This is a genomic window from Enterococcus hulanensis (assembly GCF_005405485.1).
GTDB lineage: Bacteria > Bacillota > Bacilli > Lactobacillales > Enterococcaceae > Enterococcus_A > Enterococcus_A hulanensis.
Genome location: NZ_BJED01000001.1, coordinates 62,802 through 89,625 on the forward strand (window position 1 = coordinate 62,802; position 26,824 = coordinate 89,625).

Here is a 26,824-nt window from a genome sequence, read left to right on the forward strand (position 1 = left end):
AAAGGAGTATTATTATGGAAACTACACAAACGAATCAATTGAAAAGAAAGCGGCTAATGAAGTGGCAGCAGCGGATTGGTTATGGCGTGTCGGATTTGGCCTGCAATCTGATTTGGCAAATGATCTCGCTGTATCTTTTGTACTTTTATACCGATATTATGCATCTGAATGCTGCATCCATTAGTTTGATGTTCGTTGTTACTAGGTTTGTGGATGGTATTACGGATTTGCTGGTAGGCTATTTGATTGATCACACCAATACACGATGGGGGAAATCACGCCCATATTTTCTTTTCGGCGCGATTCCATTTGCTCTTTTTGCATTTCTTTGCTTCAATGTGCCTGATTTTTCAGCTTCAGGAAAGTTAGCGTATGCCTATGTGACGTATTTCGGTTTATCATTGGCCTATACTTTAGTAAATGTTCCGATGGCTTCGATCTTGCCTAGTCTTACGAATGATACGGAGGAAAGAACCGCACTATCGACGTCGCGTAAATTCTTTGCCTTTTTAGGAGCAACGATCGTAAGCTCGACAGCGTTGACTTTAGTGGCGTTTCTCGGAAATGGTAATGAAAGAGTTGGCTTTAAGATTGTTATGGGAATTTTTGGGATCGTCGGCTGTCTTTTATTCTTCTTCACCTTCTTTAGCGTGCGAGAATTGCCGGCCCAAGGATCAAAAAGTCTTTCGCTGAAAACGGTCTTTCACTCTTTAAAGCAAAATAAACCTTGGTTGATCTTTGCTGTTAATATTCTCTTTATGTGGACCAGCTTCTTCATTCAATCAAGCGCGTTGGTTTATTATTTTACAGTTGTTGTTGGAAATAAAGCACTCTCGATCACTGTCGCAACTATTATGTCGATCGTTCCAATGTTCGCAAACTTTTTCGTCCCGATCTTAGCCAAAAAAATCGGGAAGAGAAATCTCTATACGTTGTCTTCCAGTATTCAATTACTAGGATTGGTAATCATTATGTTCGCTGATAAGGCAGTATCCGGTATTTTGTTTGGTGCATTTATTTCAGCGATCGGCTACGGAATAAAGGAAAGCATCTATTTTTCGATGCAGGCAGATCCGGTTGATTATGGCGAATGGAAGACTGGGGTCAATGTCTCTGGTTCACTTTCAGCCATCAATGGATTTTTAGGAAAAGTCGCGCAGGCAATCTCTGGCGGATTAGCTGGCGCTTTACTTGCTTGGGGAATGTACCAGCCAGGTGAGGCGATTCAAAATGGAAAAGCACTTTTCGCGATTCAAGCCATGTATCTATATGTTCCAATGATTTTGATTATATGCTCAATTATCACGATGCAGTTTTACAATTTAGATAAGATTTATCCGAAGATCAAAGCTGAGTTAGAAGAAAGAAAAGAATGAGTAGGGATCGAATTGAAAATTTGTTAAATAACTTGTATTAATCTTGCTAAACATCGTTATAATTAAAGAAAAGCTCTCCATGGAAAGGCGAAGAATGATGGTTAAAAAAGCAGATTTGTATGAGAAAAACAAATATGAAAATACGTCGTTTCCTTTTGAAATCTATTATGTAAAAAAATACTCGATGACTCCGCTAGGTCGCGGATTTGATAATCTTCATTGGCATGAGGAGATTCAATATACGGTAGCGATCCAGGGCGATTTGACTATTCAGATTAATGGTCAAAGCTATCTGCTTAAAGAAGGTGAAGCGATCTTTATTAATTCACAGTATCTGCATATCACTAAACAGATGAATGAAACTGGTCGCTACTTTAGTATCAATTTCAGTACTAAGTTGTTGTCTTTCTTTTTAGGGAGTCTAATGGAACAGGAATATGTGGTTCCATATGTAAATGATTATCTATTGCCTGTTATCATTTTTGAACCAGAGGTAGCTTGGAAAGAACAAGTGTTGAAGAAGTTGTTTGAAATAGAAGCCATTTACTCAAGCAAAACAGATTTTGCTTGGCAATATAAAATTTCCTCATTATTGTGTCAAATTTGGTATTTGATTTTGTCGAATGCTGAGGTAAAGCAAAAAGCGAATATCAACTTACTAAAAAAGAAGCAAGAAAGAATTCAATTGCTAGTTGATTATGTAAAAAATCACTTCACCGAAGAATTGAGTATCGAAGATATTGCTGAAGCCGCGCACATTTCTGTTTCAGAATGCAATCGATGTTTTAAACAATATACGGATTATTCACCTTATGAATATTTGATTCAATATCGAATTTCTGAAGCGTCTGCTCTGCTGCTTCAGTCGGATCAAACAATCGATAATATTGCAATCAAAACAGGCTTCAACGATACTTCTAGTTTTATTCGCGCCTTTAAAAAAAGGATTGGTTTAACACCGCTTAAGTACCGTAAATCTCATAGTTAAGTAAAAACTTGCTGATTCAGCAAGTTTTTCATTTTGACAAGATATGTCGATTTTTTGGTTAGATATCGAAACAATTTCATTTGTAAATAGCGTATGTTAAACCTATCACAATAAGTTTGGAGGTCATATTAATGAAAGAGTATCTAAAAAGAATTCAGCGCATGAAAGAAACTGTCACTAATACACGCCCTGAAGTTGACTTGGAAAATGCGCGTATTTTGACTAAATCGTTTCAAGTTACAGCTGGTCAGCCGCTAGTTATTCAAAAAGCGAAAGCATTCAAAGCACAGTGTATGGAAAAAACAGTCAGAATCTATGATGACGAGTTGATCGTCGGTTGTGCAGGCAGCAAGCTTCGAGGCGGAATCATTTGTGCTGATACATGCTGGTCGATACTAGATGATGAACTAGAAACGATCAGTGAACGGAAGTATGATCCATTCTATTTAACTTCAGAGGACAAACAAATCTTTCTTGATGAAATCAAACCTTACTGGAAGGGGCGTTCGACTTTTGAAGCATGGCTAGAGCAAATTCCTGAAGAAACAAAGGATTTGCGAGATACAGGTGTCATTTATATCAATCGAAAAGCGGTCCGTGGATTTGGAGAGGTAACGGCTGGGTATAAACAAGTCATTAATGAAGGTTTAGAAGGGATTCGCAAAAATATCTGCACACAAAAAGAAAAACTTGATCTGACTAGACCGGGCGATTATGAAAAAGACGTCTATTTGCAATCATTGCTGATCACGATCGACGGAATTGAGATATTAGCTTGTCGCTATGCTAAGGAAGCCGCCAAATTGGCTCTCAAAGAAAAAGATCCAATTAGAAAACATGAATTGGAGACAATTGCGGAAACCTGTGAACGTGTGCCTAAATATCCTGCTCGAAATTTTCGTGAGGCACTGCAATCGCTATTTTTTTATCAAATTTCAATTTTTATGGAACAGAATGCGGCCAGCTATAATCCCGGCAGGATGGATCAGTATCTTTATCCCTTTTATAAGAAGGACATTGCTCAAGGAGAATTGACTGGAGAACAGGCTCAGGAGTTGCTGGATTGTCTATGGGTAAAATTTAGTGAATCCTGTTTATTCCAAGACGCTGAAACTGCGGAATTTGCGGCAGGTTATCCAATGTTTCAAAATATTTGTGTTGGGGGAGTCGATACTTCGGGAAAGGACGCAGTCAATGATTTGTCGTATCAAATTATTCAAGCAACAATGGATGTTCAATTATATCAGCCATCATTATCCGTACGCTACAGTCTAGCCAAAAATCCGAATAAGTTTTTGCGCAAAGTCGTAGAATTAATTAAATTAGGAACAGGTTTTCCTGCATTTCATAATGATGACATTGGGATTCGGATGCTAATGAATAAAGGTGTTCCGTTAAAAGAAGCGTTTGATTGGAACCCTTGTGGTTGTGTGGAAACGAATCTTGAGGGACGAACAAAGCAATATACAGCTTTAGCTGATATCAATTTAGGCAGTATGTGTGAGTTTGTTTTTACTAATGGAGTTAATCGTAAATCTGGTCGCAAAGTATCAGTTGAAACAGGAGATCCTAAGGAATTTCGAAACTATCAAGCATTTGAAGGTGCTGTTAAGGAACAGTTGGTTTATGCAATCAGAGCATGCGTGATGGGGAGTCATGTTATTGATGAAATCTGTATGAATCGACCAGTGCCGGCGCTTTCCCTTACCCACCGAAAATGTATCGAAAAATGTTTGGACTATTCGCAAGGCGGCGCAAAATACAATGTCGGTAACGGTATTATTATGATTGGTGTGGCCGATCTGATCAATAGTTTGGCAGCAGTAAAGTCGTTGGTCTATGATCATCATTTAGTAACCATGGACGAACTAACCCGAGCATTAGCATCCGATTTTGTTGGCTATGATGAAATCAAAGAACTGTGTGAACGAGCGCCCAAATATGGCAATGATGATGAAGCAGTCGATGATATCGCCAATGAGATATTTACTTTCATTGCGGATGAAATTGAAAACTATCAAAGTAAATTTGGAAAAATGACACCGGGTATTTTGCCGGTATCAGGGAATACACCGTTTGGTCTAGTGGTTGGGGCACTTCCCTCTGGCAGAAAAGCTTGGACGCCATTAGCTGATGGCGTGAGTCCTAGCGGCGGAACCGATACGAATGGACCGAGTTCAGTCATCAAGTCCGTATCTCACATTCCACATGATCGGTTTGTTCAAGGAACACTCTTGAACATGAAAGTAGAGCCGGATTTATTGAAAGACGAAGCAGGGATCGCTCAAATGATGGCCCTATTAAAATCGGTTTGTTCTTTAGGCTTGTTCCATGTGCAGTTCAACGTAATTGATCGCGAAGTTTTGCTAAAAGCCCAAGCACAACCTGAAGCTTATAAAGGATTATTGGTTCGAGTTGCCGGGTACACCGCTTATTTTGTTGAACTAGGCAAGGATGTGCAAGACGAAATTATTGGCAGAACTCCGCAAAAAGGCTTTGTCACAGGTTGATTTATGGGACAAGGGACTGTATTGCGCATAGAGAAAACATCGATTTATGATGGAGCAGGCTTGAGAACGGTCATTTATTTAAAAGGCTGTCCATTGAGATGTCAATGGTGTTCGACTCCAGAATCACAAAATCGTAAAATCGAAAAAGGGTTCGGTCAGGTTATGACAACGAAGGAAGTAATGAAGGAGATCGAAAAGGACGCTGTATTCTTTTTTCATTCTCAAGGAGGAGTGACGATCAGTGGTGGGGAGGCGTTGATTCAGGTTGATTTTGTACGAGAAGTGTTGAGGGAGTCCGTTTATTTAGGAATCAATACGGCGTTGGAAACCAGTTTTTTTGTCGATTATCCTGAAATCAGGAAGATTGGCCCGTTCCTGAATACCATTTATATCGATATTAAACTTTTTGATGCTGAAAAACACAAACAATGGACTGGAGTTTCTAATGAATTGATTTTTCGAAACATTGAAAAATTTACTCAGGAGTTCCCAGATTGTTCAGTACACATTAGAATTCCAGTCATTCCAACAGTGAACATGGATCAGGACGAACTTTTGAATATTGTGAAGTTTGTAGGAGAACTCTCTGCTGTGGAAGACTTAGAATTATTACCATATCATCGTTATGGACTTCAGAGTTATCAACAATTAGGTGTGAAATATAGTATGAAAGAGATAGAAACACCGTCAGAAAGCGAGATGTTTGAGCTGGCGGAATTCCTCACAGCTCGAGTTCCAAACGTAAAGGTCTTAACTATGTCGAAAATTTTTGAAAAATAAGTAACAAAAAAACCAGCTAAGTTGAAAAGGTTAGCTGGTTTTCAATATTTATAAGTATTTCTCCAACCCAACCGCGATCCCATCTTCATCACATGAAAGGGTTACGTCATCGGCTATTTCTTTCAAATCATCGACAGCATTTCCCATAGCGACACCGATTCCGGCGTATTCAATAATCGAACGGTCATTATGGCCATCACCGAATGCGATCATATTATAAGAATGAATGCCTAATTCAGGGAAAACAGTATTTAACGCTTTGGCTTTATCAATTCCTTTATCTGTGAACTCAAAATAGAAGGGAGCCGAAAATGCGGCAGTGACTGTTTCCTTAAATGGCGCATAGATTGCTTCAACATTCTCCTGTAGATATTCCGGTTGCGCTGCGATCAAAATTTTATTGATCGGGAAGGCAGCGAAGTTTGCCAGATCGTCGATTTCACAAAGCTTAAAGTTACCGCCGCGAGCTTCATACTCAATAATGTTGAAATCACCATCAGGTAAATGCAGCGTCCCGTTGTAAACGTCATTTACATAAAGATAGTCTTCTTTGTCAATCATCGGCAAAACATCGAAATGTTTCAAATGATCTAAGATTGCTTGTCCTGTTTCGACACTCATCGCTTGATTGAAAACAACTTGTTTTGTTAGGCAATCCGTTACTTGCGAACCATTATAAGAAACGAGATAGCCTTCATATTTTGTCATTTCCAGCTCTTCTGCCAATTCAAACATCCCCGTCGTTGGGCGTCCTGAAGCTAAAATCACCTTGATGCCTTTTTCTTGAGCTGCGATCAAGGCTTGTTTAGTTTTTTCTGAAATGATTTTTTCTGAGGTTAATAGCGTACCATCAATATCCAGTACGATTGCTTTGATATCCATTCCATCACATCCTAATTATTCTTACCTCAAGTCTACTATCAGCAAGTTCGAGTGTAAATGGTTTCATTTGTAAATCGCGTTGGAATTTGTTTCTATCTAAAAGCTTTCGGACTGCGGGATGTTCTGTCAAAATCAATACCGAGAAGTGTCCTCAGACTTTACTTGAGCCAGACTAAATTTATATGTGACAAATAAATAGTTAAAGCTAGTGAACGTATCGATCGTACCATAAACTGCAACCAAAGATCTGCTTTATTCATGCAGCCACAAATCAAATTACCAAACAAAATCAGTAGACCGAGAATAGTGCGTTATGATCAATTGATTATGCGAACATCTCGGATTTTTCTCCAATCCAGATCAGGATAACCATTAAAAGCAAAGAAACATAAACCATGTTAGTATCGCTGGATCAACAGTAGATATTGGATATGGAACAATCGTATTAAAGGAGAATTTTTGAAAAAGGGCAAGAACATATTGACAGGATAACGATTGTTCGCTAAACTACAGAAAAGAGAACGATCGTTAGCTAAAGTCTGAAAGGAGATCACAATGAACCTCTATTTTGGTGATGCAATCAGCATCAAAACAACTATTTTGCTTATGAGCTTCCTTATTTTTCTATGTATTATGGTTAAGAAAAGAGCAGAAGTCCGTCATTGGGGATGGTTTATTCTAGGCACTTGTTTTGTTGGTTTGTATATTTGTATTTTGGGAGCGACTAGAGATGGTCTGCACTTCACAGTGCAACAAGCGATTGATGGTTCAGTTGATAGGGGTCTTTTTCCGTTAGTCAGTATGCAAGCGATTTTCGGTGCAGTCTTAGGAATCGTCATTGTCATTTCTGCTATTCTTTGTCTATTTCTTAAAAAACAAAGCACGAGAAAAAAATTGTTTTTCATTATTGTTGGAAGCATGCTTTTAAAAATTATTATGATCGAAGCATCCAGAATCATGCTTGTTGTCACTTCAGCAAAGCTATTTTTATAGGAGGCCATCATGTCAAAACCAAATACAAAAGAAAAAATATTACTTTCTGCCTTAGAGCTCTTTTCAACAAAGGGCTATGAAGGAACATCTGTCCGTGATCTTGCAAGAGCAGTTGGTATACGCGAAAGCTCGCTGTATAAGCATTTTAAGAATAAGCAAGCGATTTTTGATGCGATCTTAGAGTATATGGAGAGCTATCACAATGAAAAAATGAAGGAAATGGCGATACCGTTAGGAGAAATTGAAGAAGTAGCAGGCGAGTACAGTGCGTTTTCCTTAGATCATCTCTATCAAATCAGCTCAGCCTTATTCTTAATGAGTTTCAAAGATAAAGTGGAAATCCAATTCAGACGCATGCTGACAATTGAACAATTTTCAAATCCTGAAATAAAGAAAAGCTATAAAAAATATTTTATCTCGGATATTTTAAACTACCAAACGACACTTTTTTCCAAGATGATCCAGCAGGGTCGTTTTATCGATTGTGATCCAAAAGTACTGGCTTTGCAGTTTTATTCTCCAATTTATACCTTATTAGCTCTATATGAAGGGCAACTGGACAAAGAAGAAGAGGCTCTTTCCATTCTAAAGGAGCACATTTCTCAATTTGAGAAGAGCTACAGAGGTGAAGGGAAGTGAGGAATATGAATACGTTGATTGTTTACGCGTCGCAAAAAGGCAGTACAGCCGACTGTGCGAACTATTTGAAAGAACAGATGATGGGCAAAGTTACTGTGTTGAATGTTGAGGAGAAAATTCCGAAGCTTAACGACTTCGATACTATCATAATTGGTGGCTCCATTTATATGATGAAGATACAGAGAAATATTACGTCCTTTTGCAAACGAAATAAGCAGCAATTACTTGAAAAAAATCTTGGATTATTTGTTTGCTGCTATACAACAATAGGCGATGCCGATTTTTTCGAAACCTTCTTTGATAAATGCTTATTGACCCATGCTAAAATGACGAGCATTTTTGGTGGAGAAATGAGGTATGATCGCTTAAACGTTGTTTACCGTAAACTATTTCAATCGTTGAATAAAATTGAAGATTTTCGCAAAGGTTTTGTAGAACCAGAAATAAATTATGAAGAGATAGATAGATTTGCGAAAGCTATCTATGAATAATGAAAAGAGAGAACAGAGACGCAAATTTGTGTCTTTGTTCTCTCTTTTTTCAATGTGGATGGAAGGATTCGAACCTACACCTCGTTTTAAATGAAACAAACCGTCGTTTTAAGTCCCACTTCTGAGTTTAAACACCAAGTTCATCCACACCAAGAGTGTACGTCGGCTAGCTTATAGAAAGCTTAACTAGAGGATAAGAAATGGTAAAGTGTTTAAAATAAAAAGGGAAACGATTCGAATCGTTGTTTTAACTAATCATACTTCTCAACTTCTGCTTTTTCCTGCTCAAACAATTGAAAGCCGTGATCGTCTTGGTCTTGATCCCAGATTTCGACTAGTTTAGGAACTATCTCAATCAAAATTTCACTATCTTTATGGGGATAGGCGTTATAGCTTTTTTCCCAGTATTTCTGATATAGCTTTTGAAAAGACTGATCTGCTTGATCAACGACTAAGCCGTGATTGACGGCGATACCTTCGATTTGTACCCCCCAGTAGCAAATTGCTACTTGCGGATTTTCGAGTAATTGCTTGGTTTTACGGAAATTTTGATCTGTTTTAAATAGGATTTTTTCGTCATGAATGATGACACTGACATTTCGCACCATGACGTGGTCGTTTAAGCTTGTAGCCAACGCCATAATTTTTTTCTGACCCAGCTTTTTATAAAACTGCGTGATTGCCTCTTGAAATTCCATTATAAAAACTCCCGTCTGAGAAAAATTGCCCGCAAGCGGTCTAAAGAAAAATAGACGATCGCGGTGGTCACACCATACTTGATTAGGTTAAAAGGGATAATCCCGATCACGACTAATTTCCAGACACTGTCTACCATTGGATTGACGGCCTGAGTCATGGCGATAATGGCTTCCATCGACAAACCGTACAGTTTGGTATAAAACGGGATAATAAAATAAACATTTGATAGACAAGCCACAAAAGTCACAACGGCTGTGCCGGCTAACATGCCCTTTAGCGCTGAGCCTTTGTTCGTTGTACGCTGATAAATTAAACCTGCCGGTAAAATAAAACTAACACTCAAAAGAAAATTTTGGATTTCTCCGGTAAACATCGAAGCAGTACCAACGGTGGCCAGCTTGATCAAAAGTTTGATCAGCACGATGAAGATCCCTGAAACAGGACCTAAAAGAAAGGTTCCCAATAATTCTGGTACACCGGCCAAATCAAACTCCATAAAGGGCGGCATAAACGGCAGCGGGAACTTGAAGAGCATCAACACGTAGGAGAGAGCACCAAAAATCGCGATCATTACTAACTTTCTTGCAGTAAATTTCATTTCAACACACCTTTCTTGAAACATAAAAAAGAACCTTACAACAACATTTGCAAGGCACAGTCAAAGTAGAAAAAGGGTGTATTGATTCGTCAAATAGCGTTTGTTATCTGAACGATCAACAAACACACGCTTTTCTTCTTCCATCCAGACTGTACTGTCGGTCTCAGAATTGCACTGAGTCAGCCAAAAAAGGCTCGCGGACTATCACCGCCGGTCGGGAATTAAACCCTGCCCTGAAGAACTTATTGTGTTTATTTTCACATGACTTTAAAAGAATTGCAAGCGTTTTTTAGATTGCCTGCAAATAAAACAGTCCTTCATTGAATAGGAGAACTAGCGATAAATCATATTCCAATACGCATCACGAATTTTTACTTCATGGACTTTTTTCCAGCCTTCTTTTTCATAAAAGGCCAGAGCTGGGGCGTTCCGCGATAAGCATTTTAATTTCAGTGGCCGTTGCAGCTGTTGTTTTGCTTTTTCCAAGAGCTGGTGACCAGCTCCCTGACCTTTGAAGCTGCTGTCGACAAATAAGCAATGAATGAAATTATCTGGCACGTATAAAGAAATAAAGCCGATGATCGTCTGCTGGGATTCCGCGACAAAGATGAGTTCGTCCTCAGTATCACGATCAAAATCTTCTATATGCATCAGCTCCGGATCATCCCAATAAAAAGTTTCTCGCCGACTTTCTAGATAGAGCTGCCGTAAACTTGGCTTATCCTGTGTTGTCATTTCACGAATTTGAATCAAACGAACACTCCTTTTGCTGATTATTTAAAGTGAATTTTATCATTTTTTTGGTAAATCGCAATGATTAAGGCAGGGGGCTTCTTCGAAATAGGTACTAGAAAAACTCCTACTAAATGACTAGCTGAAAAATGGTTCTTTTGACCTATGACGAAACATCGGAGCTTCGGCATAATATAGTCATAAGATAAAAACACATCGCAAGTGGGAAAACAAAAGGAGAAATTTAAAATGATGAAAAAAATGACGAAATCACAAAACGATCGGGTATTAACGGGTACATTAGCAGGAATCGCAGAATATTTTGGAATTGATCCAACATTTGCACGGGTAATCTATGTCCTTATGAGTTTCTTCTTGATCGGCTCACCGATTATCCTTTACATTTTATTGATGCTGGTTGTGCCAAATGCTGAGAGCACTCATCAAAACCATGCAGCCTACGGATATTCTGCTGGCAATGGAGGAAACGAATTCTAAATTTTAAAATTTTCAGGAGTCCTTCTCCTGTTTTGAATAAATCATTTCACTTTCTTAAAGCACCCTCGCTTAATAGCAGGGGAGCGATTGATCATGGCTTTTCATTTCCAAGAAATTTGCACATTGGGCAGTCTGTATCAGCATCACTTTCAGTCTTTGGCGAGACTAATAGTGATGCTTTTTTCTTTCTAAAAGAACTGGTTGACACCGTTTGCAGACGTGTGCTATTCTTAGTTCAATTAATAAGGATTGTAACTCTTTGAGGCATTACCTTTAAAAACAAGCAGAAACTGGTTGTTTTTTTTGGCACCTCAAAGAGTTTTTTATTTTTTCAATGAAAGGACAAGAAAAATGTTCGAGCGATTTAAGAAAAAGAAAGCAGATCCGCAGCTCTATGCTCCGGTAAATGGTCAGTGTATTTCTTTAGAGCAAGTGAAGGACCCGGTGTTTCAAAGCAAAATGATGGGTGAGGGGACGGCCTTTATTCTTGAGGATGATACGATCTACGCGCCATGTGATGGAGAAATCTCGATGATCGCAGCGACCAAGCATGCGATTGGTTTAAGAGCCGACAACAAAGCAGAAGTGTTGATCCATGTTGGACTTGATACGGTAAATCTAAATGGAAAAGGTTTTTCTATTTATAAACAAAGCGGTGATAAAGTAAAACGCGGCGAAGCGGTGCTTAAAGTCGATCGTTCATTGATGGAAAGTGAGAATATCGACTTGACTACACCGATGGTGGTTACTAACAGCAGCGAATTTCAATTGACTATTGTTGATCAAGGATTTAAGGTCGCTAAGGGAGAATCCGTCGTCATTACCTGTGAATAAGTGAAAGGAGCAGCATGCACATGAAAGTTATCAAAAAAATTAATAACAACGTGGCCGTCTGTCTTGATAATAACGATCATGAGCTGATTGCTTTTGGCAAAGGGATCGGGTTTCCCAAAATGCCTTATGTTTTGGAGAATCTGGCGGGGATTGATCGAACCTTTTATGGAATCAATGACTCCTATTTTGAGCTGATTCAGGAAATCCCGGAGGAAATCATCGAATTGACGGCTAGAATCGTTGATATTGCACGGAATTATCTGAACTGTAATTTGAATGACAACATTACATTTACCTTGGCAGATCATATCAATTTTGCGATTGATCGGCAAAAGAAGAAAATGGTTTTTAATTATCCGATGGCACATGACCTGCAGTATTTCTATCAGCAGGAGATGGAGATGGGGGAGATTGCGGTCAATATGATTGCCAAAGAGCTGCATATTTCTCTGCCAAAGGAAGAAGCAGCGAGCATCGCAGTGCATTTAATGAATGCAAAAGTAGCAGATGAGCAGATGGTTCATTATGAGAACCACCAAGCAGCAGTCGATGATATCACGAAGATCGTGGAGCGAGAGCTGCAGATCACGATCGAAAAAAAGGATTTTAATTACTCTAGGTTTGCGACGCACCTGCTTTATCTACTAAAAAGAAAAGATAACGGCGATGAGATTTCTAGTGAAAACAAAAAGCTGTATCGAGATATGACGAAGGAATTTCCCAAAATTTACGCCTGTGTTCTAAAAATCAGTGACTACATCACGACAACGCTTCATTGGCGCCCCAGCGAAGAAGAATTGATCTACCTGATGCTACATTTAAATCGATTATATGCAAGAATGGATTGTAACCAGTAATGGGCATTACCAGTGCAGATAAAAGCAGAGGCTTTTGTTTGTGCTGGTTTTTATTTTTCGAAAAAGCTGATCAGCGAAAACGTTTAAGCAAATTAACCACTTAATGAACTAAGGAGGAATAAAGATGAACAAGGAAAAATTAGCAAAAGAGATTATAGATAATATTGGCGGAAAAGAAAATGTCACTCATGTCGGTCATTGTATGACGAGATTACGTTTTAACCTTAAAGATAAGAGTGCTGTTGCCATTGATCCGATTGAAAACCTGGATGGCGTGATGGGAGTTCAGTTTTCAGGCGGACAATTTCAGATCATTATTGGACCAGGGGTTGAAGATCTTTATGAAACGTTAGTGAAGCTGGGGGATTTTGGGGAGCAGCAAGGCCAAACGATTAAGTCGAATCCCGAGCCTGCTGCCAAAAAGGAACGTTTTTCATTTAAAACTATTTTAGATAAAATGATGGATACTATCGCAGGCTGTTTGACCCCGATTTTGCCGATCTTGATTGTCGCAGGTCTGATTAAAATGCTGGCTGCGTTAGTTGGACCATCCATGTTAAATGTGGCGAGTGAATCCAGCGATATTTATCGCTTGCTAACGTTTGTGGGCGATGCAGGCTTCTATTATTTTCCTGTTTTTGTGGGACTTTCAGGAGCTAAGAAATTTGGCAGCAATCAGATGATTGCGCTCTTGATGGGTGTAATCTTAGTTCATCCTTCTTTTGTCGAGATCGTGGCTTCTGGAGAGCCATTCAGTGTTTTTGGTATTCCAATGACACCTTCTAGCTACTCGTCAACGGTGATTCCAATGATTTTGATTACTTGGGTCATGTCCTATGTAGAAAAATATTTGAAACGATTTATCCCGACGGCGCTTTCGACGCTGTTTGTTCCGCTTTTGACGGTGCTGATCATGTTGCCATTAGGACTTTGTCTGCTGGGACCGTTGGGGACGATCATAGGTTTAGGATTAGGTAATGGATTGATTTTATTAAGGGAACTATTTGGACCTTTTGGTGTAGCTATTATTGGGGCTTTGTATTTGCCGATTGTGGCTACAGGCATGCATTTGCCGCTTATTGCTACAGCCTTAATGTCAATCACGACGCTGGGATACGACAACACCGTCTTAGTTGGCGCGCTTGTTACGGTTTATACCAGTTTGGCGATTAGCTTAGGATTTATGCTGAAATCAAAAGATCCCCAGAAAAGAAGTTTAGGATTAAGCTGTTTTGTTTCTCAAAGTCTTGGTGGTGTGGGTGAGCCGACTCTTTTCGGAATACAATTCCGCTATAAACGAACAATTATTTACTCAATGCTGGGTGCGTTTGCCGGATCGCTTTATGCGGGCTTTATGAATTGTGCGGTGTATTTTGTTGGAGCTTCAAACTTCATGGCGGCCTTGGGTTATACTGGCGGAGCTAGTTCAGGTATCTTTCATGGAGTGATCGCTTGTGGGATTGGCTTTGTTGTCACATTTACGTTGATTATGGTCTTCGGCTATGAGCCGAAAACGGCTGTCAGTAAGGAAGAAAGCGAGCCGTCTGTAATTCAAGAATTATCAGAGGAACAATAATTTTAAATAGAAGGAAAGGAAGACGATATGCTAATTCAAGAAGTTATTGAAGGAATCAAGCGTTACTATGGCGGGATCGGTTTTGATGGTCAAACCATAGACGATCAAACCACTCGTGACCAAATTCTTTATGGAGATGCGGCACAAGTTTGCACAGGAATCGTAACTACCTGTTGGGCAAGTGCGGCGGTCATTCAAGAAGCGAAGGCAAAAGGAGCCAATTTGATTATTTGTCATGAGGCATTATTTTGGAATCACGGCGATCGGACAGATTGGCTAGCAGAGACGAAAAACGAAACCTTTTTGCAGAAAAAAGCACTGCTGGATGATGGCGGGATAGTTGTTTGGCGAAACCATGATTATATTCATTCAGGGATTCCATTAGACGACGGCAGTTATGCGGACGGAATCTTTTACGGGTTGATTCAAGAGCTGGGATGGGAGGCGTATGCGGATCGTTCATATCATTTAGAAGTGCGGCTGAATTTTCCGGAAACGACTGTGTCGGCGATCGGGAAAGAATTGATTGAAAAATTAAAGTTAAATGGCGCAAAGGTAATCGGTAGGCTGGACACAAAAGTTCGCAAAGTCCTGATCTATGGTCATGTAGTTGGTGACGATAATGAGTTGATTAAAAGGCTGGAACAAGAAGAGATTGACCTGTTGATCACGATGGAGCTTTTTGATTTTACTGCAAGTGAGTATGTTGAAGACAGCAGCCTGCTACTTGCCAACAAAGCAATTTTGACTTTGGGGCATTTTAACACCGAAGAACCTGGGATGAAGTATATGCTGGATTATCTAAGTGAGATAGTTGGGACAGATATACCAACCTATTTCGTTCAATCTGGCGACATGTATCACTATTTGACCTGATCTTACAGGAAAAGAGGGGAAACGATGAAAAAGATCATTGTGCGGGCAGACGATCTCGGCTATTCTGAAGCAGTTAATTACGGGATTGCGAAAACGGTTAGACAAGGAATCATCAATAATGTCAGTCTTATGGTTAATCTTCCTGCGGCAAACCAAGGCTATCAATTGCTTGCGAATAGTCCTTGCTGTTTAGGACTGCATGTGAATATCAGCAGTGGAAAACCATTATCAGCTGCTGAATCCATTCCATCTTTAGTTGAAGGTACGGTATTCAAAAAATCAGCGGTCTATAATCAGGCAAAAACGGATGTTGTCGCTTTCGAGGAAGCGCTACAAGAAGTGCAAAAGCAGCTGGAGTTTTTTAGAGAATTAACCGGAGCTGATCCTGCTTATCTGGATATTCATGCAGTGCTCAGTCCTAATTTTATTGAAGCGGCTAAGAGGATTGCAGATCAAAATGATCTTCCCTTTATTGGGATTCCTTCTGAAAAGGGAATGTCGATCAATCATCAACAGATCAAGCTGCAAATCGCTGCTGGTGAAAATGAAACGGAGCTGCTGCAGTTTTTCAAAACGACAGTAGAGGATCAGGATCAAACCGTGCCGTTATTGGTTTATCATCCCGGATTTATTGATGCGGTCCTCATCAGAAATTCTTCCTTAGTAAACAAACGTGTTTTTGAGACCTCATTTTTGACCAGCAAAGAGTTGATCGATTACATTCAAGAAAATGATATTCATTTATTGAAGCTGACAGATATTTAGTGAACCAGAAATCAGGTGTTTCGCAAAGCAAATTGCGGAACACCTTTTTGGCGGTGGGCTTCATTAATTTTTTTTGATCAAGAAAACTAAAAAAACTCCTGCCAAATGACTAGACAAAAAATCAGTCTTTCGCCCTATGACGAATCAAAGCAGTTTCGGCATAATATAGACATAAGATAAAAACACAGCGCAATTGAAAATAAGAATAAACAAAATTTAGGGTAGACAGGGTTTTTCAAAATTAGTATTTTGGGAAAATTAAAGGAGAGAATGATCATGATGAAAAAAATGACGAAATCACAAAACAATCGAGTATTAACGGGTGCATTAGCAGGAATCGCAGAATACTTTGGAATTGATCCGACTATTGCGCGTGTAGCGTTTGTCTTCAGCTGCTTTTTCTTAGAGGGAGCACCAATTTTACTGTATGTTCTATTGGCAGTGCTTATGCCAAAAGCAGGCAGCAGCAAGCAAACATACGAAAAAACTTATACGCATTCGACAAATGGTCAACCTAAACAGGCAGAATCAACTTCTGATGATGCATGGAGTGACTTTTAGAATAGAAAACAACGATTGATTACTGTCAGTCTTACAATAGAGCGAAAGGGTGAACTGCTAAAAAAGCGGTCCACTCTTTTTTTATGGATGCAGAAATTTTTCGATACTTCGAAAGACTTGGCTAAAAGATAGTCCTTTCGACCCATGACGAACGAAAAATGTTTGTGCATAATAGAAACATAGAACAATTCGTTGAGGAGCGATTAACATGAACGAACGGGAAAAAATATTAGAATCAATCAAAAAAGGCATCCTTTCACCAGAAGAAGGATTAGATTTGTTAGAAAGTCTTGGATTAAAAGATACAGAGACAAAAGCGGAAGAAACGCCAGAACCACAAGCTGAAAACATACCCGAACCTGAAACAACATCAGAATCCGAAACAACCGAACCAGAAAAAGTGGTTGAATCGGAAGAAGAATTTGAGGTTGAAGAAACACCAGAAACCGAAGCGGCGTCGGATTTTGAAGATCCTGCAGCATTTGACGAAGTACCCGAACAAGAGTATGAAGAAAAAATCATTTCAGAAGAAGTGCCGGGAATTAATGAAGAACCCGCACAGGAACCTGAATTGGAAGCCGAACCAACCGAAATCAAGCATGAGGAAAAGCAGCCGGCGGACAGTGTTGCCAGCATGATCGATGAATGGGAAAACAAGGCGGAGCCTGAACCAGAGGAAACCGATCCGGTCAGATCAAAAATCGATGAGTTCGATCTTTCGTTGCAAACCAAAATTGAAACTCTTCGGGTGAAAAAAGAAGAGTTTAGAGAACTGAACCTTGAGGCTGGACTAGGGATTATCTCATCTGAGAATGAAGCTTTATATAATCAAATGAAAATCGAATTGAAGGAACTCGAAGAAGAGATCGAATTATTAAAGCACGAGCGAAAAGCAATCGATGAAGACCTGTTCGCTTCGCCGGAAAGACCGTATGTATCCGATGGATTTTTTGAAGTGCCGGATGATTTTGAAGAACAAAAATACCGTCCAATGGATCGCCCGCAAGTCGAGCCGAATGATTGGGCTAGTCGAATTGGTCGTGTGGTGAATCGGGCGGCGAAAACTGTTACTGATACGGTGAATAATAGCGATTTTGATTTAAAGAAAATTAATCAGAAATTTTACGGAACCGCCAAGACCCACTTTAGTCATCAATTTACCTTTGAAGATATTGATGCGCAAACAATCGATATCAAGCTGGCTAAAGGAAAAGTGATCTTGAAAACCTGGGAAGATGAAACCATCAACGATGTTAAAGTAGAGGCAACAGTGTCACTGCTTGGCCAAATGGAAGAACCAGACCCAATCGATGCATTCTTGGAGCGCAGCCGCATCGATGTGAATAACTACCAAATCTTATTCCATGTGCCAAATAAAAGAGTCGATGCTAAGCTGACGTTCTATTTGCCAAAACGTCAGTACAATAACTTGGCACTTCGTTTATTAAATGGTGACTTGATGATTGAAGAGCTTTCAGCAAAAAATTCATCGATCAAAGCCACCAACGGAACAATCTTGATTAAGGAACTGGAAGCTTCGATGCTGGAATTTGAAGGAGTAAACAACGAGATTGAAATTCGGGAAGGTCAGATTTTAGATGCATCGATCGAGACCGTTACCGGAACGATCATCGCAAGAGCGGACATTGTACGATCAGAGTATTCGTTGATTAATGGTGATATCAAAGTGACCGCTAAAAATAATAATTTGAAAAAACTTGAGGCGCAATCAGTCAACGGCGATGTGAAAGTGTCGTTGCCGCAAACAATCGGGATAGAAGGTTCCGCTAAAACAGGAATCGGAACCATCAACTATCGGTTTGCCAATTGTGAAACCGTTCAAGAGCGCAGCGGCAATACACAAAAAGTATTACATTTTCAACGGGCGGCAGAAAATGCTGCACAAATCGAAGTTTCTTCTAAGGCAGGCAGCATTTACTTAAAGGACTTCGATAAATAGAAGGGAACGACTAAAATGAGAAAACGAATGACGAAATCACACACAAATCGCATGTTAACAGGAACGATTGCAGGGATTGCGGAATATTTTGAGATTGATCCGACGATTGCACGCGTTATCTTTGTTTTCCTGAACCTCGTATTAGTAGGGACACCGATTTTCTTTTATATATTGTTAGTACTGATTGTTCCAAAGGCGAACAGCGGTGAGAGTGCTTATCGCGAAAACTACGAACGCCCTAGAAGAACGAAGGCGCAGCGCAGGCGAGCAGATATTGAAGAAGAGGAAAATTGGAGTGATTTCTAATTTAATAGCGTCGGTTTAATGACGAAACATAAAGTAATCAGACATTTCTATTTTTTTAGGAATGTCTTTTTTTGTGAGGAACAGGGCGAGTTGTTATGTTAATGAGAATTTGCTGAATTACAGCTATAATCATTTATCAAATTAATTTCTAATAATCAAGAAATCATTAATGAGAATTCAATCGTATATAAGTTTAGATAAGTTGAATTTAATAATGTTGTTACGAAAAATACTCAAAAAACACTATATATTTGAAGCGGAAAAAGGTAAAATAAAAATGGAATAGCACTTACTAATAAAACACTATAGTTATTTTATCTCTTTTGAAGAGAATAATCTTAGCATGAAACTAGGCTTTCAAGATAGAACTATCAACGTGTTCACCTATCAACTTTAACTAATTTGGAGGAGAAAGAATGGATTTTCGCCAGGTCTTAGGAGTAAGCAACAGACGCAGATTAAAATTGATTGAGCTATTGTATTATAACCGGGAGGGAACACCGAGCGAGAACCTCACCAGTGAGTTGAAATGCTCATTACCGATTTTATTGAGCGATATTAGTCTGATAAATGGACAGCAGAATAAATATTTTTTGGTTGAAAAGGATATGGGATTGTACCGTGTCAAACTTATGGAGGACATCAGCATTGGAAAACTTTATGCGGAAGCCCTGACCAGTTCGCCGGAATTTCAAATCGTGGAGCAGCTTTTGTATGAGTTGCATGACAATATCAGCGAATTATCAAAAGCACTGTATTTGAGCTCGTCAAACACCCAGCGCTATTTAAAAAAACTAGAGCCTTCGCTTAAAAAAGCCGGGATTCATTTATGCTACCGACCGTTGCGTTTAGAAGGCGAGGAAAAAACGATCCGTCATTTTTATTATCGCTATTTTATTGAAAAAAATTATTCATTGAAAACTATCTTACCCAATGTAGATAGTTCCCAATTACGATCCATTGAAAAATTTGTTCAGGAGTTTATTGAGATCAATGGATTATATAAAAAGCATATTTTTAACAAACGGTTGATCTACAACATATTTATAAGTTTATGGCGGATCGCAAATGGTCATACCTATCCTAAGGAGGAGCTGCGGACGAATGGGCTGCTGCTGCCGGAAAATGAAGTCGCCTACGCTTTCAAAAGTATGGTTTCCAAAGTTTATCAGCTAAATTTGACCGATGAAATGATGCGGGATTGCTTATGGCTTTCCTATTCGGATGCAATTATCTTTAATAAAGAGCATAGAGAACTGGCTCTAGCTGATAATCCCCGCTATCGCCAATTATTTCGCAAACATTTAACTTTGACGAAAGCATTTATGAAATTAATGGGAGATCCCCTTGACGAAGAACGGGTGTTGGATCTGACGACGGTACTGTTGAATGATGTTTATCTTTATGATGAGAAGGGAGAATTTTTGACGATTCTGCGAAAAAATCGAACGATCTTTTTAGAGATGGTCAAGATTATGCACCAGCATGCAGTAGAAAAGGTCACAGAAATTGCGCAGGACTTTGTTCAAAAATATAGAATCTATCAAGACGAGGATTTCATCACCAATTATGCTTATCTATTATTAACAGCAGAGGTCGATAGTTTAGAACGATTAGCGTCACAGGATAAAACGCTTCATCTGCTGCTGATTTCGGATCTTTCGCCAACGGAGGAGGCGTTTATCTCGAAGGTCATCACCCAGATTGTTTACGGAAATTTTGAAATCCATCATTTCGAAGACATTTGGGATGGGGAGGAAGAGTTAGTCGAGAAAATTTTGACCTATGATGGCTTGATCACCACCGGATCAAGAGAAGGGCTGCCAAAAGATTTCCCTTTGGTGTCGATGGACCCTTATGTAACCCCGCAGTCGATCGTCGCGATTCAAAACCTAGTGAATGAACTTTCCGAAAAACTATTCCGAGCATCTCTGTTAGAAGAGAAATTGTTTTCTCAAGAAATCACGGATTACTAAGTGATATTAAAATAATCAGACTCCTGCTAGTTGCGGCAGGAATCTTTTTTGAGTTGGGAACGATACTTTATAGATTAGATGAAAAAAATTCGTGACAATCAGACAATGACCAAAATAACTGTAATTAACGAAAACCGCCTGAATTCAACTGAAATTCAGGCGGTTCCTTTTATAATATTCGTTCATAGAACCAGAGTAATTGTGCATCCTCTGTACTTTCATTACACCAACCATGGTTTTCTTCTGAACTGTAGCTGAGACAGTCGCCTTCTTCCAGATAGTAGACTTTTTCTTCTCCAATAGTGAAGGTTACTTTTCCTGATAACACAAAAACAATTTCACTTCCCGAGTGGGGCTGCATCGTGGGACGTTTAGAACCGGGCTTCAATGTATACATCATGAAGGATAAACGTGAGTTTTCTTGCTTCAATAAGTTCTCAATCGTCAGGCCGCTGTTTTTATCGATAACACGTATACGTTGGTCTTTTCTTACTAATTGTGAAGCCTCATCTTGATCAGCCGGCAGGTAGTACAAGACATTTTCACCGTAATAATCGGCAATTTTCTGCAGAACTTCTAGGCGAGGGTTCACTTGCATGTTTTCGATTTTTGATAGATAGGATGTGGAAATGCCAACAGCTTCAGCGACTTCTTTGATTGTCTTGTTTTGCGCTTTACGACTTTCTTTCCATTTATCGTTAATCAGCTCTTTGCTCAAAGTGTTGTCTTCATCTGAATGATTGCTGCTTAAATTATAGGAATCAGCCATCATTTTTACAGCCTGCGTGCCCATTTTCATATCAATGGACCAGTTTTTGATTTTTTTAAGCGTTTCAACATCTTGCTGATCAAAAATACGGTAGCCGTTTTCGCTTCTTTTAGGTACGAAAAAGCCATGCTGCTCCCAATTTCTAATTGTTGCAGGAACGACATTCAATAGTTTGGCCACATCTTGAATTTTGAAATATATTTTATTATTGGTCGACATTTGTTTGTCTCCTCTTTATCAAATAAGATAATTACTCTACTAAATTTTGCTGAATGAATCCTCTTTAATTTTAGTGGAATTTTACTAACCTTGTCAATCATACTGAGCATCAAGGAGAATTTTTGTATAAAAATCTCATAATCCTTAAAAAAAGAATCGTTTTTTTTAAAGAAAGTTCTTTTTTTATTTTCGTTATTTTACATGAGGGGATTCAATTGTTTACTTCTACTATGTAGTTCTTTTCAATTTCTTTTTTGCTATTGTGTTATTGAAAAATTAGAAAGGGGAGGCTTTATTGTTAGTGAATTTCTTAACTTTTAAAAAACTGTTTACAAAGTTAGGAAAATGTTTTAGGATGATTTTGAAAACGCATTCATAAAAACTTTGCGCAAAGTCGATTGAATATTTTCACCGTTTTTCTCAAAAAGGAGGAGGCTTTTTTATGAAAGTTGTACTGTTAGATTCGCAAGTAATTAGTGGCTACAATTATGCCATTGAGCGAAAAATTGTTGAGAATGCTGGTTTTGAATTTGTCATGGGAACTTGTAAAGATGAAGATGAAGTCGTCGAAAAGTATCGTGATGCGGATGCGATTTTGAACATTGCTACAAAAATGACGGAAAAAAGTATTAGCCAATTAACAAACTGTCAAGTGATGATTCGCTATGGGATTGGTGTCAATGAGTTTGATATGGATGCTGCGAATAAAATGGGGATTAGGATCTGTAATGTGACCACCTATTGTATTTCTGAAGTGGCCATTCATGCGACGGCATTAGCACTCGCATTGTCTAGACAATTGAAGCATTTTGATCAGGCAGTCGCACGAGGGGTTTGGAATCAAGAACTAGGAAGAAAAATGCGTCGTCCATCAGCACAAACAGTCGGGTTAGTTGGCTTTGGGAATATATCCAGACAAATAGCCAAAAATTTTCAAGGTTTGGGGTATAGCGTAGTAGCTTACGATCCATATGTTCCACTGGAAGTTTTTAAAGAAAAACAAGTAGAACAAGTTGATTTGGATGCACTTTATGCGACTGCGGATATCATTTCTTTGCACCTGCCAGAAACAAAGGAAACAGCAGGAATGATCAATGCAGCGGCATTTAACAAGATGAAGGACGGTGTTATCTTAATTAACGCAGCACGTGGAGGACTAATTGATACAAACGATTTAGTGACGGCACTTAAAGCTGGGAAAGTTGGCGGTGCTGGCTTGGATACCTTATCAGTGGAACCGATGAAGGATGTCGATCATCCGCTTTTAGGAATGGAGAATGTTATTCTTACGCCGCATATTGCTTATAATTCAGCTGAAGCTAATCAAGAATTATTTGCTTCGGTGGCACAAACAGCGGTCGATGTATTAAATGGCGAGAATCCAGCGAATATTTTGAACAAGAAGGCATTGAACTTATAAGGAGAAGCAAAATGGACAAAAAAGAAAGTACTTTTCAAAGTTTGCTCGTTTCATTTGGTTTAGCTTCTGTCTGGTTTGGGATATATATTGGTCCGGGATTTTCCGGCGGTGCTCAGTTGGTAAGTTTCTTTGTAGGACAATCATGGCTGGGGGTTTTTATTGGCCCTTTGGTAACCACAACGGTTGCCGGAATTATTTGTTATCTGGTACTGGAATACTGTCGAACGTTTGAGCTGTATGATTTTCGTTCTTTTTATGATCGTGTTTTTGGAAGATTTAATTTCTTCTTTGCCAATGTAAAAGAATTTTCAGCGATATTAGCTTGTATTACTATTTCAGCATTAACCTTTGCTACAGGTGGACGTTTATTATCTGAGTTTTTCAATGTGTCGTTTGTTGCGATGGGGCTGCTTTCTTTTGGGATAGTGGCAGTGTTGATTCTTGCAGGACAAAAAATTGTTCTTCGCTCGGCTTCTTTTATAGCTATCGCCTTGATCTTATTGATCGCTTATATTGCAGTGCGAGGCGTTCCGGAATCATGGGAAGGAATGAGTAATTATGTTTCCAATCGAACAATCAATGCGCCGATAAGTCAGGTGCTGTTACAGATCATTCTTTACATTAACATCATGGTGGCCTTTATCGATGCCGTGATTCCAGCTTCCAAAGGACAAGTGAAGACGAGAAAGCATTCACTTGGAACAGCGATTATCGGAAGCTTAATGGTTCTTATTTCTACGGTTGCGATGAATATTATTTTTGCAGCGGGGATGCCTCAAGTTGCGGGAGAGGATTTACCGACCTTGTGGAGTTTGAATCACATTATTGGCGCCGGCTTCAGTGTTCGTTTACTTTATACTGCAATCGCTTACTTAGCGGTACTATCTACTGGTGCAGGATATTTGTACGGAATGATTGAACGCTATCAACTATTAGTCCACAAAGTCTGGAAAGGCTCATCTTATAATGCTCGACGGATATTGCTTGTTGGGATTCTTACAGTGTTGGCTTTTTATTTCGGCCGTGCCGGGATTCCGCAAATTGTTACTACAGCCTACGGGATTATTGGCAGGATCAATATTCCTCTGTTTGAAATTCCGTTTCTAGTATTATTGCCGTATCAATTGTATAAGTATCAAAAAAACAGAATAGCAGCAGAAATTGAATTGCCTGAGTAGAAAAATAAATATATAAGGAGGATTTATAAATGGGTTTTAGAGAAGAAGGAAAATGGTGGGTAAGTCCCTCAAATTATGATGAGAAAGTGACGAAGGAATTTAAGTTTGTAGATCATATCCAGTTTTTAGACACCACACTTCGCGATGGCGAACAGCAGCCAGGAATTGTTTTGACGAAGGATGAAAAAGTTGAAATTGCAAAAAAATTAGATGCGGTGGGGGTTCATCGGATTGAAGCCGGGACACCTGCGGTAACTCAAGAAGATGCCGATGCGATTAAAGAGATCACTAGTTTAGGATTAAAAGCAGATATTTATTGCTTCGTTCGAAATATGGTGAAGGATATGGAATTAGCTAAGGAATGCGGAGTAGATGGCGTAGTTGCCGAGATTCCCGGAAGTGAGCATTTACTGGCTAAAGGAATTAAATGGGGAGCAGAAAAAGCGATCAAATCTGCGGTTGAAGCAACTGCCAAAGCGCATGAGCTGGGTTTGAAGGTGCTATTCTTCCCAGCGGACGGCTCGCGGGCAAGTATGGATTTTCTAATGGATACGGTCCAAGCGATCGTTGACGGCGGCGGACATATGGATTCACTGGCATTAGTAGATACTTTTGGTGCACTTTCACCTGAGGGCGCGCGCTTGAGAATCTCTCAATTGATCGAACGTTTCCCAGAAACACCGATTGAATGTCATTTCCATGATGACTTTGGTTTAGGGACAGCGACTTCATTAGCAGGATTAGCAGCAGGGGCATCGGCTGTTCACGTAACAGTTAATGGTATTGGTGAACGGGCTGGTTCGGCTCAGCTTGAACAGGTAGCTCTTTCATTGGAAGCTTTATATGGGCAAGATACCGGACTTGATTTGTCTAAACTGAAAGATTTATCCGATACAGTAGCACGACTTGCAAGAGAGCCAATCAATCCTACTGCACCAGTAGTAGGGGATGCCATCTTCGGTTGGGAAACAGGAATGCCTTCAAGCTTATGGGAAAATGCCCGCAAATCCGATCCATTAGTAATGCTGCCTTATCGTTGGGATCTAGTGGGTAACAGTGAACCTGTTTTAGACTTAGGTAAAAAATCTGGAAAAGACAATTTACGTGTTTGGCTTGAACGTTACGAGCTTTCCGTAGACGAGGAAAAGAAAATGGACTTGCTGATGGCTGTTAAGGCTAAAGGAATTGAGCTGCATCGCACACTAAATGAGGATGAATTTAGAGAATTGGTTAAGGAATTTCAATAAGAACAGAAAGTGGGTTAAGTGAAATGAAAGCATTGATTTTGAATTTAGGAGGGACCTCTACCAAAATCGCTTTATGCGAAGATGAGAAAATTATTCTAAAAGAAACGATTCGGCATTCAACTGAAGAGCTTGAAGGGTTTAAAAAAATTTGGGATCAATATGATTATCGAATGGCAAGCATTCTTTCATTTTTAAAAATCAATCAACTGTCTATATACGAGTTAGACTTGTTCATTTCACGTGGCCCTTCAGTGAAACCGCTAGAGTCTGGTGTCTACGAAATAAATGAAGCAATGGTGACTGACGCAAAATCGGGTGAGTTTGGTCAACATGTCTGTAACCTGGGCTGTGCCATTGCACTAGCATTTGCTCAGGAGAATGGAAAGAAGGCGCTGATTGCCGATCCTCCTTGTGTAGACGAAATGATTCCCATTGCAAGATATACGGGACTTCCTCAGATTACAAGACACAGCTATTTCCAAGCGCTAAGTCATAAGGCTTTTTGCAGATTTATCGCGTCAAAATTAGAAAAAGATTATCGTGAGCTTTCTATTGTCATTACCCATCTCGGTTCAGGAATCTCCTGCGGAACTCATAAAAATGGAAAAGTCATCGATATTACCAACGGGTTAGATGGGGATGCGCCCTTTGGCATGGATCGCAGCGGGACCCTTCCGGCAGCTGATTGGAAGAAGCTGATTCAATCTGGAAACTATACTAATGAAGAGTTAGATTATATGTTAAACGGCGGAGGGGGCTTGATGGCCCATCTTGGAACGAATAATGGGGAAGAAATCGAACGGCGAATCGAGCAGAGAGATGCGAAAGCGTTAGAGGTATTTGAAGCAATGGCTTTTCAAGTAAGCAAAGCCATCGGAGCTGCTGCTGGAGCAATGGGCGGCAGACCGGATGCGATAGGAATTACTGGCGGGTTAGCACATTCTAAACACTTTGTTGATTTTATCAAGAAACATGTTTGGTGGATGGCGCCAATCTATGTAAAGCCTGATATTGATGAACTTGAAGCCTTAAGCTCTGTATGCATTCCGGCATATTTTGGTGAAATCGAGATCAAGGACTATTGATTAAGTAGG

26 protein-coding genes and 1 riboswitch are annotated in these 26,824 nt (G+C 39.5%); of the genes, 21 read left to right on the plus strand and 5 right to left on the minus strand.

Going from position 1 to position 26,824, the window contains the following annotated elements; genetic code table 11:
* The first annotated feature begins 14 nt into the window (after nucleotides 1-14).
* From FFR60_RS00270 to FFR60_RS00285, 4 genes are all read left to right on the plus strand, one after another.
* Nucleotides 15-1,376, plus strand: coding sequence for an MFS transporter (locus tag FFR60_RS00270; protein WP_137662502.1), 1,362 nt, complete (start codon nucleotides 15-17; stop codon nucleotides 1,374-1,376).
* 94 nt (nucleotides 1,377-1,470) lie between these two features.
* Nucleotides 1,471-2,364, plus strand: a complete 894-nt coding sequence (locus FFR60_RS00275; protein ID WP_137662503.1) for an AraC family transcriptional regulator — start codon at nucleotides 1,471-1,473, stop codon at nucleotides 2,362-2,364.
* Between the two features lie 131 nt (nucleotides 2,365-2,495).
* Nucleotides 2,496-4,874: a glycyl radical protein gene (locus FFR60_RS00280; protein ID WP_137662504.1), complete on the plus strand. Its 2,379-nt coding sequence runs from the start codon at nucleotides 2,496-2,498 to the stop codon at nucleotides 4,872-4,874.
* A 3-nt stretch (nucleotides 4,875-4,877) separates the two neighbouring features.
* A complete protein-coding gene (locus FFR60_RS00285) occupies nucleotides 4,878-5,654 on the plus strand; it encodes a glycyl-radical enzyme activating protein (RefSeq protein WP_137662505.1) in 777 nt (258 codons plus the stop codon).
* Nucleotides 5,655-5,702: 48 nt separating this feature from the next.
* Here the strand turns inward: FFR60_RS00285 and FFR60_RS00290 are convergent, their stop codons facing one another.
* Nucleotides 5,703-6,536: a Cof-type HAD-IIB family hydrolase gene (locus FFR60_RS00290; protein WP_137662506.1), complete on the minus strand. Its 834-nt coding sequence runs from the start codon at nucleotides 6,534-6,536 to the stop codon at nucleotides 5,703-5,705.
* 555 nt (nucleotides 6,537-7,091) lie between these two features.
* On the opposite strand from FFR60_RS00290, the gene FFR60_RS00295 reads away from it, so the two are divergent.
* Genes FFR60_RS00295 through FFR60_RS00305 form a run of 3 tightly spaced genes read left to right on the plus strand, consistent with a single transcriptional unit; the run spans nucleotide 7,092 to nucleotide 8,659 of the window.
* Entirely contained in the window at nucleotides 7,092-7,529 is a 438-nt protein-coding gene (locus FFR60_RS00295) for a hypothetical protein (RefSeq protein WP_137662507.1), read from the plus strand.
* Nucleotides 7,530-7,538: 9 nt separating this feature from the next.
* Entirely contained in the window at nucleotides 7,539-8,168 is a 630-nt protein-coding gene (locus FFR60_RS00300; protein ID WP_137662508.1) for a TetR/AcrR family transcriptional regulator, read from the plus strand.
* 5 nt (nucleotides 8,169-8,173) lie between these two features.
* A complete protein-coding gene (locus FFR60_RS00305; RefSeq protein ID WP_137662509.1) occupies nucleotides 8,174-8,659 on the plus strand; it encodes a flavodoxin domain-containing protein in 486 nt (161 codons plus the stop codon).
* Nucleotides 8,660-8,910: 251 nt separating this feature from the next.
* Here the strand turns inward: FFR60_RS00305 and FFR60_RS00310 are convergent, their stop codons facing one another.
* The 3 genes from FFR60_RS00310 to FFR60_RS00320 form a co-directional block, all read right to left on the minus strand.
* Nucleotides 8,911-9,357 carry a pyridoxamine 5'-phosphate oxidase family protein gene (locus FFR60_RS00310; RefSeq protein ID WP_137662510.1) on the minus strand — a complete coding sequence of 149 codons (447 nt, stop codon included), beginning with the start codon at nucleotides 9,355-9,357 and terminating at the stop codon, nucleotides 8,911-8,913.
* On the minus strand, nucleotides 9,357-9,956 hold the full coding sequence (locus FFR60_RS00315) for an ECF transporter S component (RefSeq protein WP_137662511.1): 600 nt from the start codon (nucleotides 9,954-9,956) through the stop codon (nucleotides 9,357-9,359). Before FFR60_RS00315 ends, FFR60_RS00310 begins: the two co-directional genes overlap by 1 nt.
* A 128-nt stretch (nucleotides 9,957-10,084) precedes the next feature.
* A riboswitch (FMN riboswitch) is annotated at nucleotides 10,085-10,201 on the minus strand.
* A gap of 88 nt (nucleotides 10,202-10,289) precedes the next feature.
* Nucleotides 10,290-10,709: a GNAT family N-acetyltransferase gene (locus tag FFR60_RS00320; protein WP_137662512.1), complete on the minus strand. Its 420-nt coding sequence runs from the start codon at nucleotides 10,707-10,709 to the stop codon at nucleotides 10,290-10,292.
* Between the two features lie 228 nt (nucleotides 10,710-10,937).
* Here FFR60_RS00320 and FFR60_RS00325 point away from each other — a divergent pair, with 228 nt between their 5' ends.
* The 10 genes from FFR60_RS00325 (at nucleotide 10,938) to FFR60_RS00370 (ending at nucleotide 20,897) form a co-directional block, all read left to right on the plus strand.
* Nucleotides 10,938-11,186, plus strand: a complete 249-nt coding sequence (locus FFR60_RS00325) for a PspC domain-containing protein (protein ID WP_137662513.1) — start codon at nucleotides 10,938-10,940, stop codon at nucleotides 11,184-11,186.
* 351 nt (nucleotides 11,187-11,537) lie between these two features.
* Nucleotides 11,538-12,020 carry a PTS sugar transporter subunit IIA gene (locus FFR60_RS00330; protein WP_137662514.1) on the plus strand — a complete coding sequence of 161 codons (483 nt, stop codon included), beginning with the start codon at nucleotides 11,538-11,540 and terminating at the stop codon, nucleotides 12,018-12,020.
* Between the two features lie 20 nt (nucleotides 12,021-12,040).
* Nucleotides 12,041-12,877 (plus strand): PRD domain-containing protein, encoded by an 837-nt coding sequence (locus FFR60_RS00335; protein WP_088934719.1) that lies wholly within the window; start codon nucleotides 12,041-12,043, stop codon nucleotides 12,875-12,877.
* 124 nt (nucleotides 12,878-13,001) lie between these two features.
* Nucleotides 13,002-14,453 (plus strand): PTS transporter subunit EIIC, encoded by a 1,452-nt coding sequence (locus tag FFR60_RS00340; protein ID WP_137662893.1) that lies wholly within the window; start codon nucleotides 13,002-13,004, stop codon nucleotides 14,451-14,453.
* 27 nt (nucleotides 14,454-14,480) lie between these two features.
* Nucleotides 14,481-15,329: a Nif3-like dinuclear metal center hexameric protein gene (locus FFR60_RS00345; protein ID WP_137662515.1), complete on the plus strand. Its 849-nt coding sequence runs from the start codon at nucleotides 14,481-14,483 to the stop codon at nucleotides 15,327-15,329.
* 24 nt (nucleotides 15,330-15,353) lie between these two features.
* The gene (locus tag FFR60_RS00350; protein ID WP_137662516.1) at nucleotides 15,354-16,094 is read left to right on the plus strand and encodes a ChbG/HpnK family deacetylase; all 741 of its coding nucleotides are present in this window, start codon (nucleotides 15,354-15,356) and stop codon (nucleotides 16,092-16,094) included.
* Between the two features lie 276 nt (nucleotides 16,095-16,370).
* Nucleotides 16,371-16,655: a PspC domain-containing protein gene (locus tag FFR60_RS00355; protein ID WP_242550696.1), complete on the plus strand. Its 285-nt coding sequence runs from the start codon at nucleotides 16,371-16,373 to the stop codon at nucleotides 16,653-16,655.
* Nucleotides 16,656-16,863: 208 nt separating this feature from the next.
* On the plus strand, nucleotides 16,864-18,615 hold the full coding sequence (liaX, locus tag FFR60_RS00360; protein ID WP_137662517.1) for a daptomycin-sensing surface protein LiaX: 1,752 nt from the start codon (nucleotides 16,864-16,866) through the stop codon (nucleotides 18,613-18,615).
* A 15-nt stretch (nucleotides 18,616-18,630) separates the two neighbouring features.
* Complete coding sequence (locus tag FFR60_RS00365) at nucleotides 18,631-18,921, plus strand: PspC domain-containing protein (RefSeq protein WP_137662518.1); 291 nt, start codon at nucleotides 18,631-18,633, stop codon at nucleotides 18,919-18,921.
* A gap of 416 nt (nucleotides 18,922-19,337) precedes the next feature.
* Nucleotides 19,338-20,897 (plus strand): AcpB/EbpR/MafR family transcriptional regulator, encoded by a 1,560-nt coding sequence (locus FFR60_RS00370; RefSeq protein ID WP_137662519.1) that lies wholly within the window; start codon nucleotides 19,338-19,340, stop codon nucleotides 20,895-20,897.
* A gap of 169 nt (nucleotides 20,898-21,066) precedes the next feature.
* Here FFR60_RS00370 and FFR60_RS00375 read toward each other — a convergent pair whose 3' ends face one another.
* Nucleotides 21,067-21,885, minus strand: coding sequence for a helix-turn-helix domain-containing protein (locus FFR60_RS00375; protein WP_137662520.1), 819 nt, complete (start codon nucleotides 21,883-21,885; stop codon nucleotides 21,067-21,069).
* A 442-nt stretch (nucleotides 21,886-22,327) separates the two neighbouring features.
* Here FFR60_RS00375 and FFR60_RS00380 point away from each other — a divergent pair, with 442 nt between their 5' ends.
* The 4 genes from FFR60_RS00380 to buk are packed head-to-tail and all read left to right on the plus strand — an operon-like array spanning nucleotide 22,328 to nucleotide 26,815.
* Entirely contained in the window at nucleotides 22,328-23,305 is a 978-nt protein-coding gene (locus tag FFR60_RS00380; RefSeq protein ID WP_137662521.1) for a C-terminal binding protein, read from the plus strand.
* An 11-nt stretch (nucleotides 23,306-23,316) separates the two neighbouring features.
* Nucleotides 23,317-24,483, plus strand: a complete 1,167-nt coding sequence (locus tag FFR60_RS00385; protein ID WP_137662522.1) for a hypothetical protein — start codon at nucleotides 23,317-23,319, stop codon at nucleotides 24,481-24,483.
* A gap of 29 nt (nucleotides 24,484-24,512) precedes the next feature.
* Nucleotides 24,513-25,730, plus strand: coding sequence for a LeuA family protein (locus tag FFR60_RS00390; RefSeq protein WP_137662523.1), 1,218 nt, complete (start codon nucleotides 24,513-24,515; stop codon nucleotides 25,728-25,730).
* Nucleotides 25,731-25,753: 23 nt separating this feature from the next.
* Entirely contained in the window at nucleotides 25,754-26,815 is a 1,062-nt protein-coding gene (gene buk, locus FFR60_RS00395; RefSeq protein WP_137662524.1) for a butyrate kinase, read from the plus strand.
* Nucleotides 26,816-26,824: the final 9 nt, after the last annotated feature.

Coding starts and splice junctions, on each gene's coding strand:
- FFR60_RS00270 (WP_137662502.1), top strand. CDS start 15: ATGGAAACTACACAAACGAATCAATTGAAAAGAAAGCGGCTAATGAAG.
- FFR60_RS00275 (WP_137662503.1), top strand. CDS start 1,471: ATGATGGTTAAAAAAGCAGATTTGTATGAGAAAAACAAATATGAAAAT.
- FFR60_RS00280 (WP_137662504.1), top strand. CDS start 2,496: ATGAAAGAGTATCTAAAAAGAATTCAGCGCATGAAAGAAACTGTCACT.
- FFR60_RS00285 (WP_137662505.1), top strand. CDS start 4,878: ATGGGACAAGGGACTGTATTGCGCATAGAGAAAACATCGATTTATGAT.
- FFR60_RS00290 (WP_137662506.1), bottom strand. CDS start 6,536: ATGGATATCAAAGCAATCGTACTGGATATTGATGGTACGCTATTAACC.
- FFR60_RS00295 (WP_137662507.1), top strand. CDS start 7,092: ATGAACCTCTATTTTGGTGATGCAATCAGCATCAAAACAACTATTTTG.
- FFR60_RS00300 (WP_137662508.1), top strand. CDS start 7,539: ATGTCAAAACCAAATACAAAAGAAAAAATATTACTTTCTGCCTTAGAG.
- FFR60_RS00305 (WP_137662509.1), top strand. CDS start 8,174: ATGAATACGTTGATTGTTTACGCGTCGCAAAAAGGCAGTACAGCCGAC.
- FFR60_RS00310 (WP_137662510.1), bottom strand. CDS start 9,357: ATGGAATTTCAAGAGGCAATCACGCAGTTTTATAAAAAGCTGGGTCAG.
- FFR60_RS00315 (WP_137662511.1), bottom strand. CDS start 9,956: ATGAAATTTACTGCAAGAAAGTTAGTAATGATCGCGATTTTTGGTGCT.
- FFR60_RS00325 (WP_137662513.1), top strand. CDS start 10,938: ATGATGAAAAAAATGACGAAATCACAAAACGATCGGGTATTAACGGGT.
- FFR60_RS00330 (WP_137662514.1), top strand. CDS start 11,538: ATGTTCGAGCGATTTAAGAAAAAGAAAGCAGATCCGCAGCTCTATGCT.
- FFR60_RS00335 (WP_088934719.1), top strand. CDS start 12,041: ATGAAAGTTATCAAAAAAATTAATAACAACGTGGCCGTCTGTCTTGAT.
- FFR60_RS00340 (WP_137662893.1), top strand. CDS start 13,002: ATGAACAAGGAAAAATTAGCAAAAGAGATTATAGATAATATTGGCGGA.
- FFR60_RS00345 (WP_137662515.1), top strand. CDS start 14,481: ATGCTAATTCAAGAAGTTATTGAAGGAATCAAGCGTTACTATGGCGGG.
- FFR60_RS00350 (WP_137662516.1), top strand. CDS start 15,354: ATGAAAAAGATCATTGTGCGGGCAGACGATCTCGGCTATTCTGAAGCA.
- FFR60_RS00355 (WP_242550696.1), top strand. CDS start 16,371: ATGATGAAAAAAATGACGAAATCACAAAACAATCGAGTATTAACGGGT.
- liaX (WP_137662517.1), top strand. CDS start 16,864: ATGAACGAACGGGAAAAAATATTAGAATCAATCAAAAAAGGCATCCTT.
- FFR60_RS00365 (WP_137662518.1), top strand. CDS start 18,631: ATGAGAAAACGAATGACGAAATCACACACAAATCGCATGTTAACAGGA.
- FFR60_RS00370 (WP_137662519.1), top strand. CDS start 19,338: ATGGATTTTCGCCAGGTCTTAGGAGTAAGCAACAGACGCAGATTAAAA.
- FFR60_RS00375 (WP_137662520.1), bottom strand. CDS start 21,885: ATGTCGACCAATAATAAAATATATTTCAAAATTCAAGATGTGGCCAAA.
- FFR60_RS00380 (WP_137662521.1), top strand. CDS start 22,328: ATGAAAGTTGTACTGTTAGATTCGCAAGTAATTAGTGGCTACAATTAT.
- FFR60_RS00385 (WP_137662522.1), top strand. CDS start 23,317: ATGGACAAAAAAGAAAGTACTTTTCAAAGTTTGCTCGTTTCATTTGGT.
- FFR60_RS00390 (WP_137662523.1), top strand. CDS start 24,513: ATGGGTTTTAGAGAAGAAGGAAAATGGTGGGTAAGTCCCTCAAATTAT.
- buk (WP_137662524.1), top strand. CDS start 25,754: ATGAAAGCATTGATTTTGAATTTAGGAGGGACCTCTACCAAAATCGCT.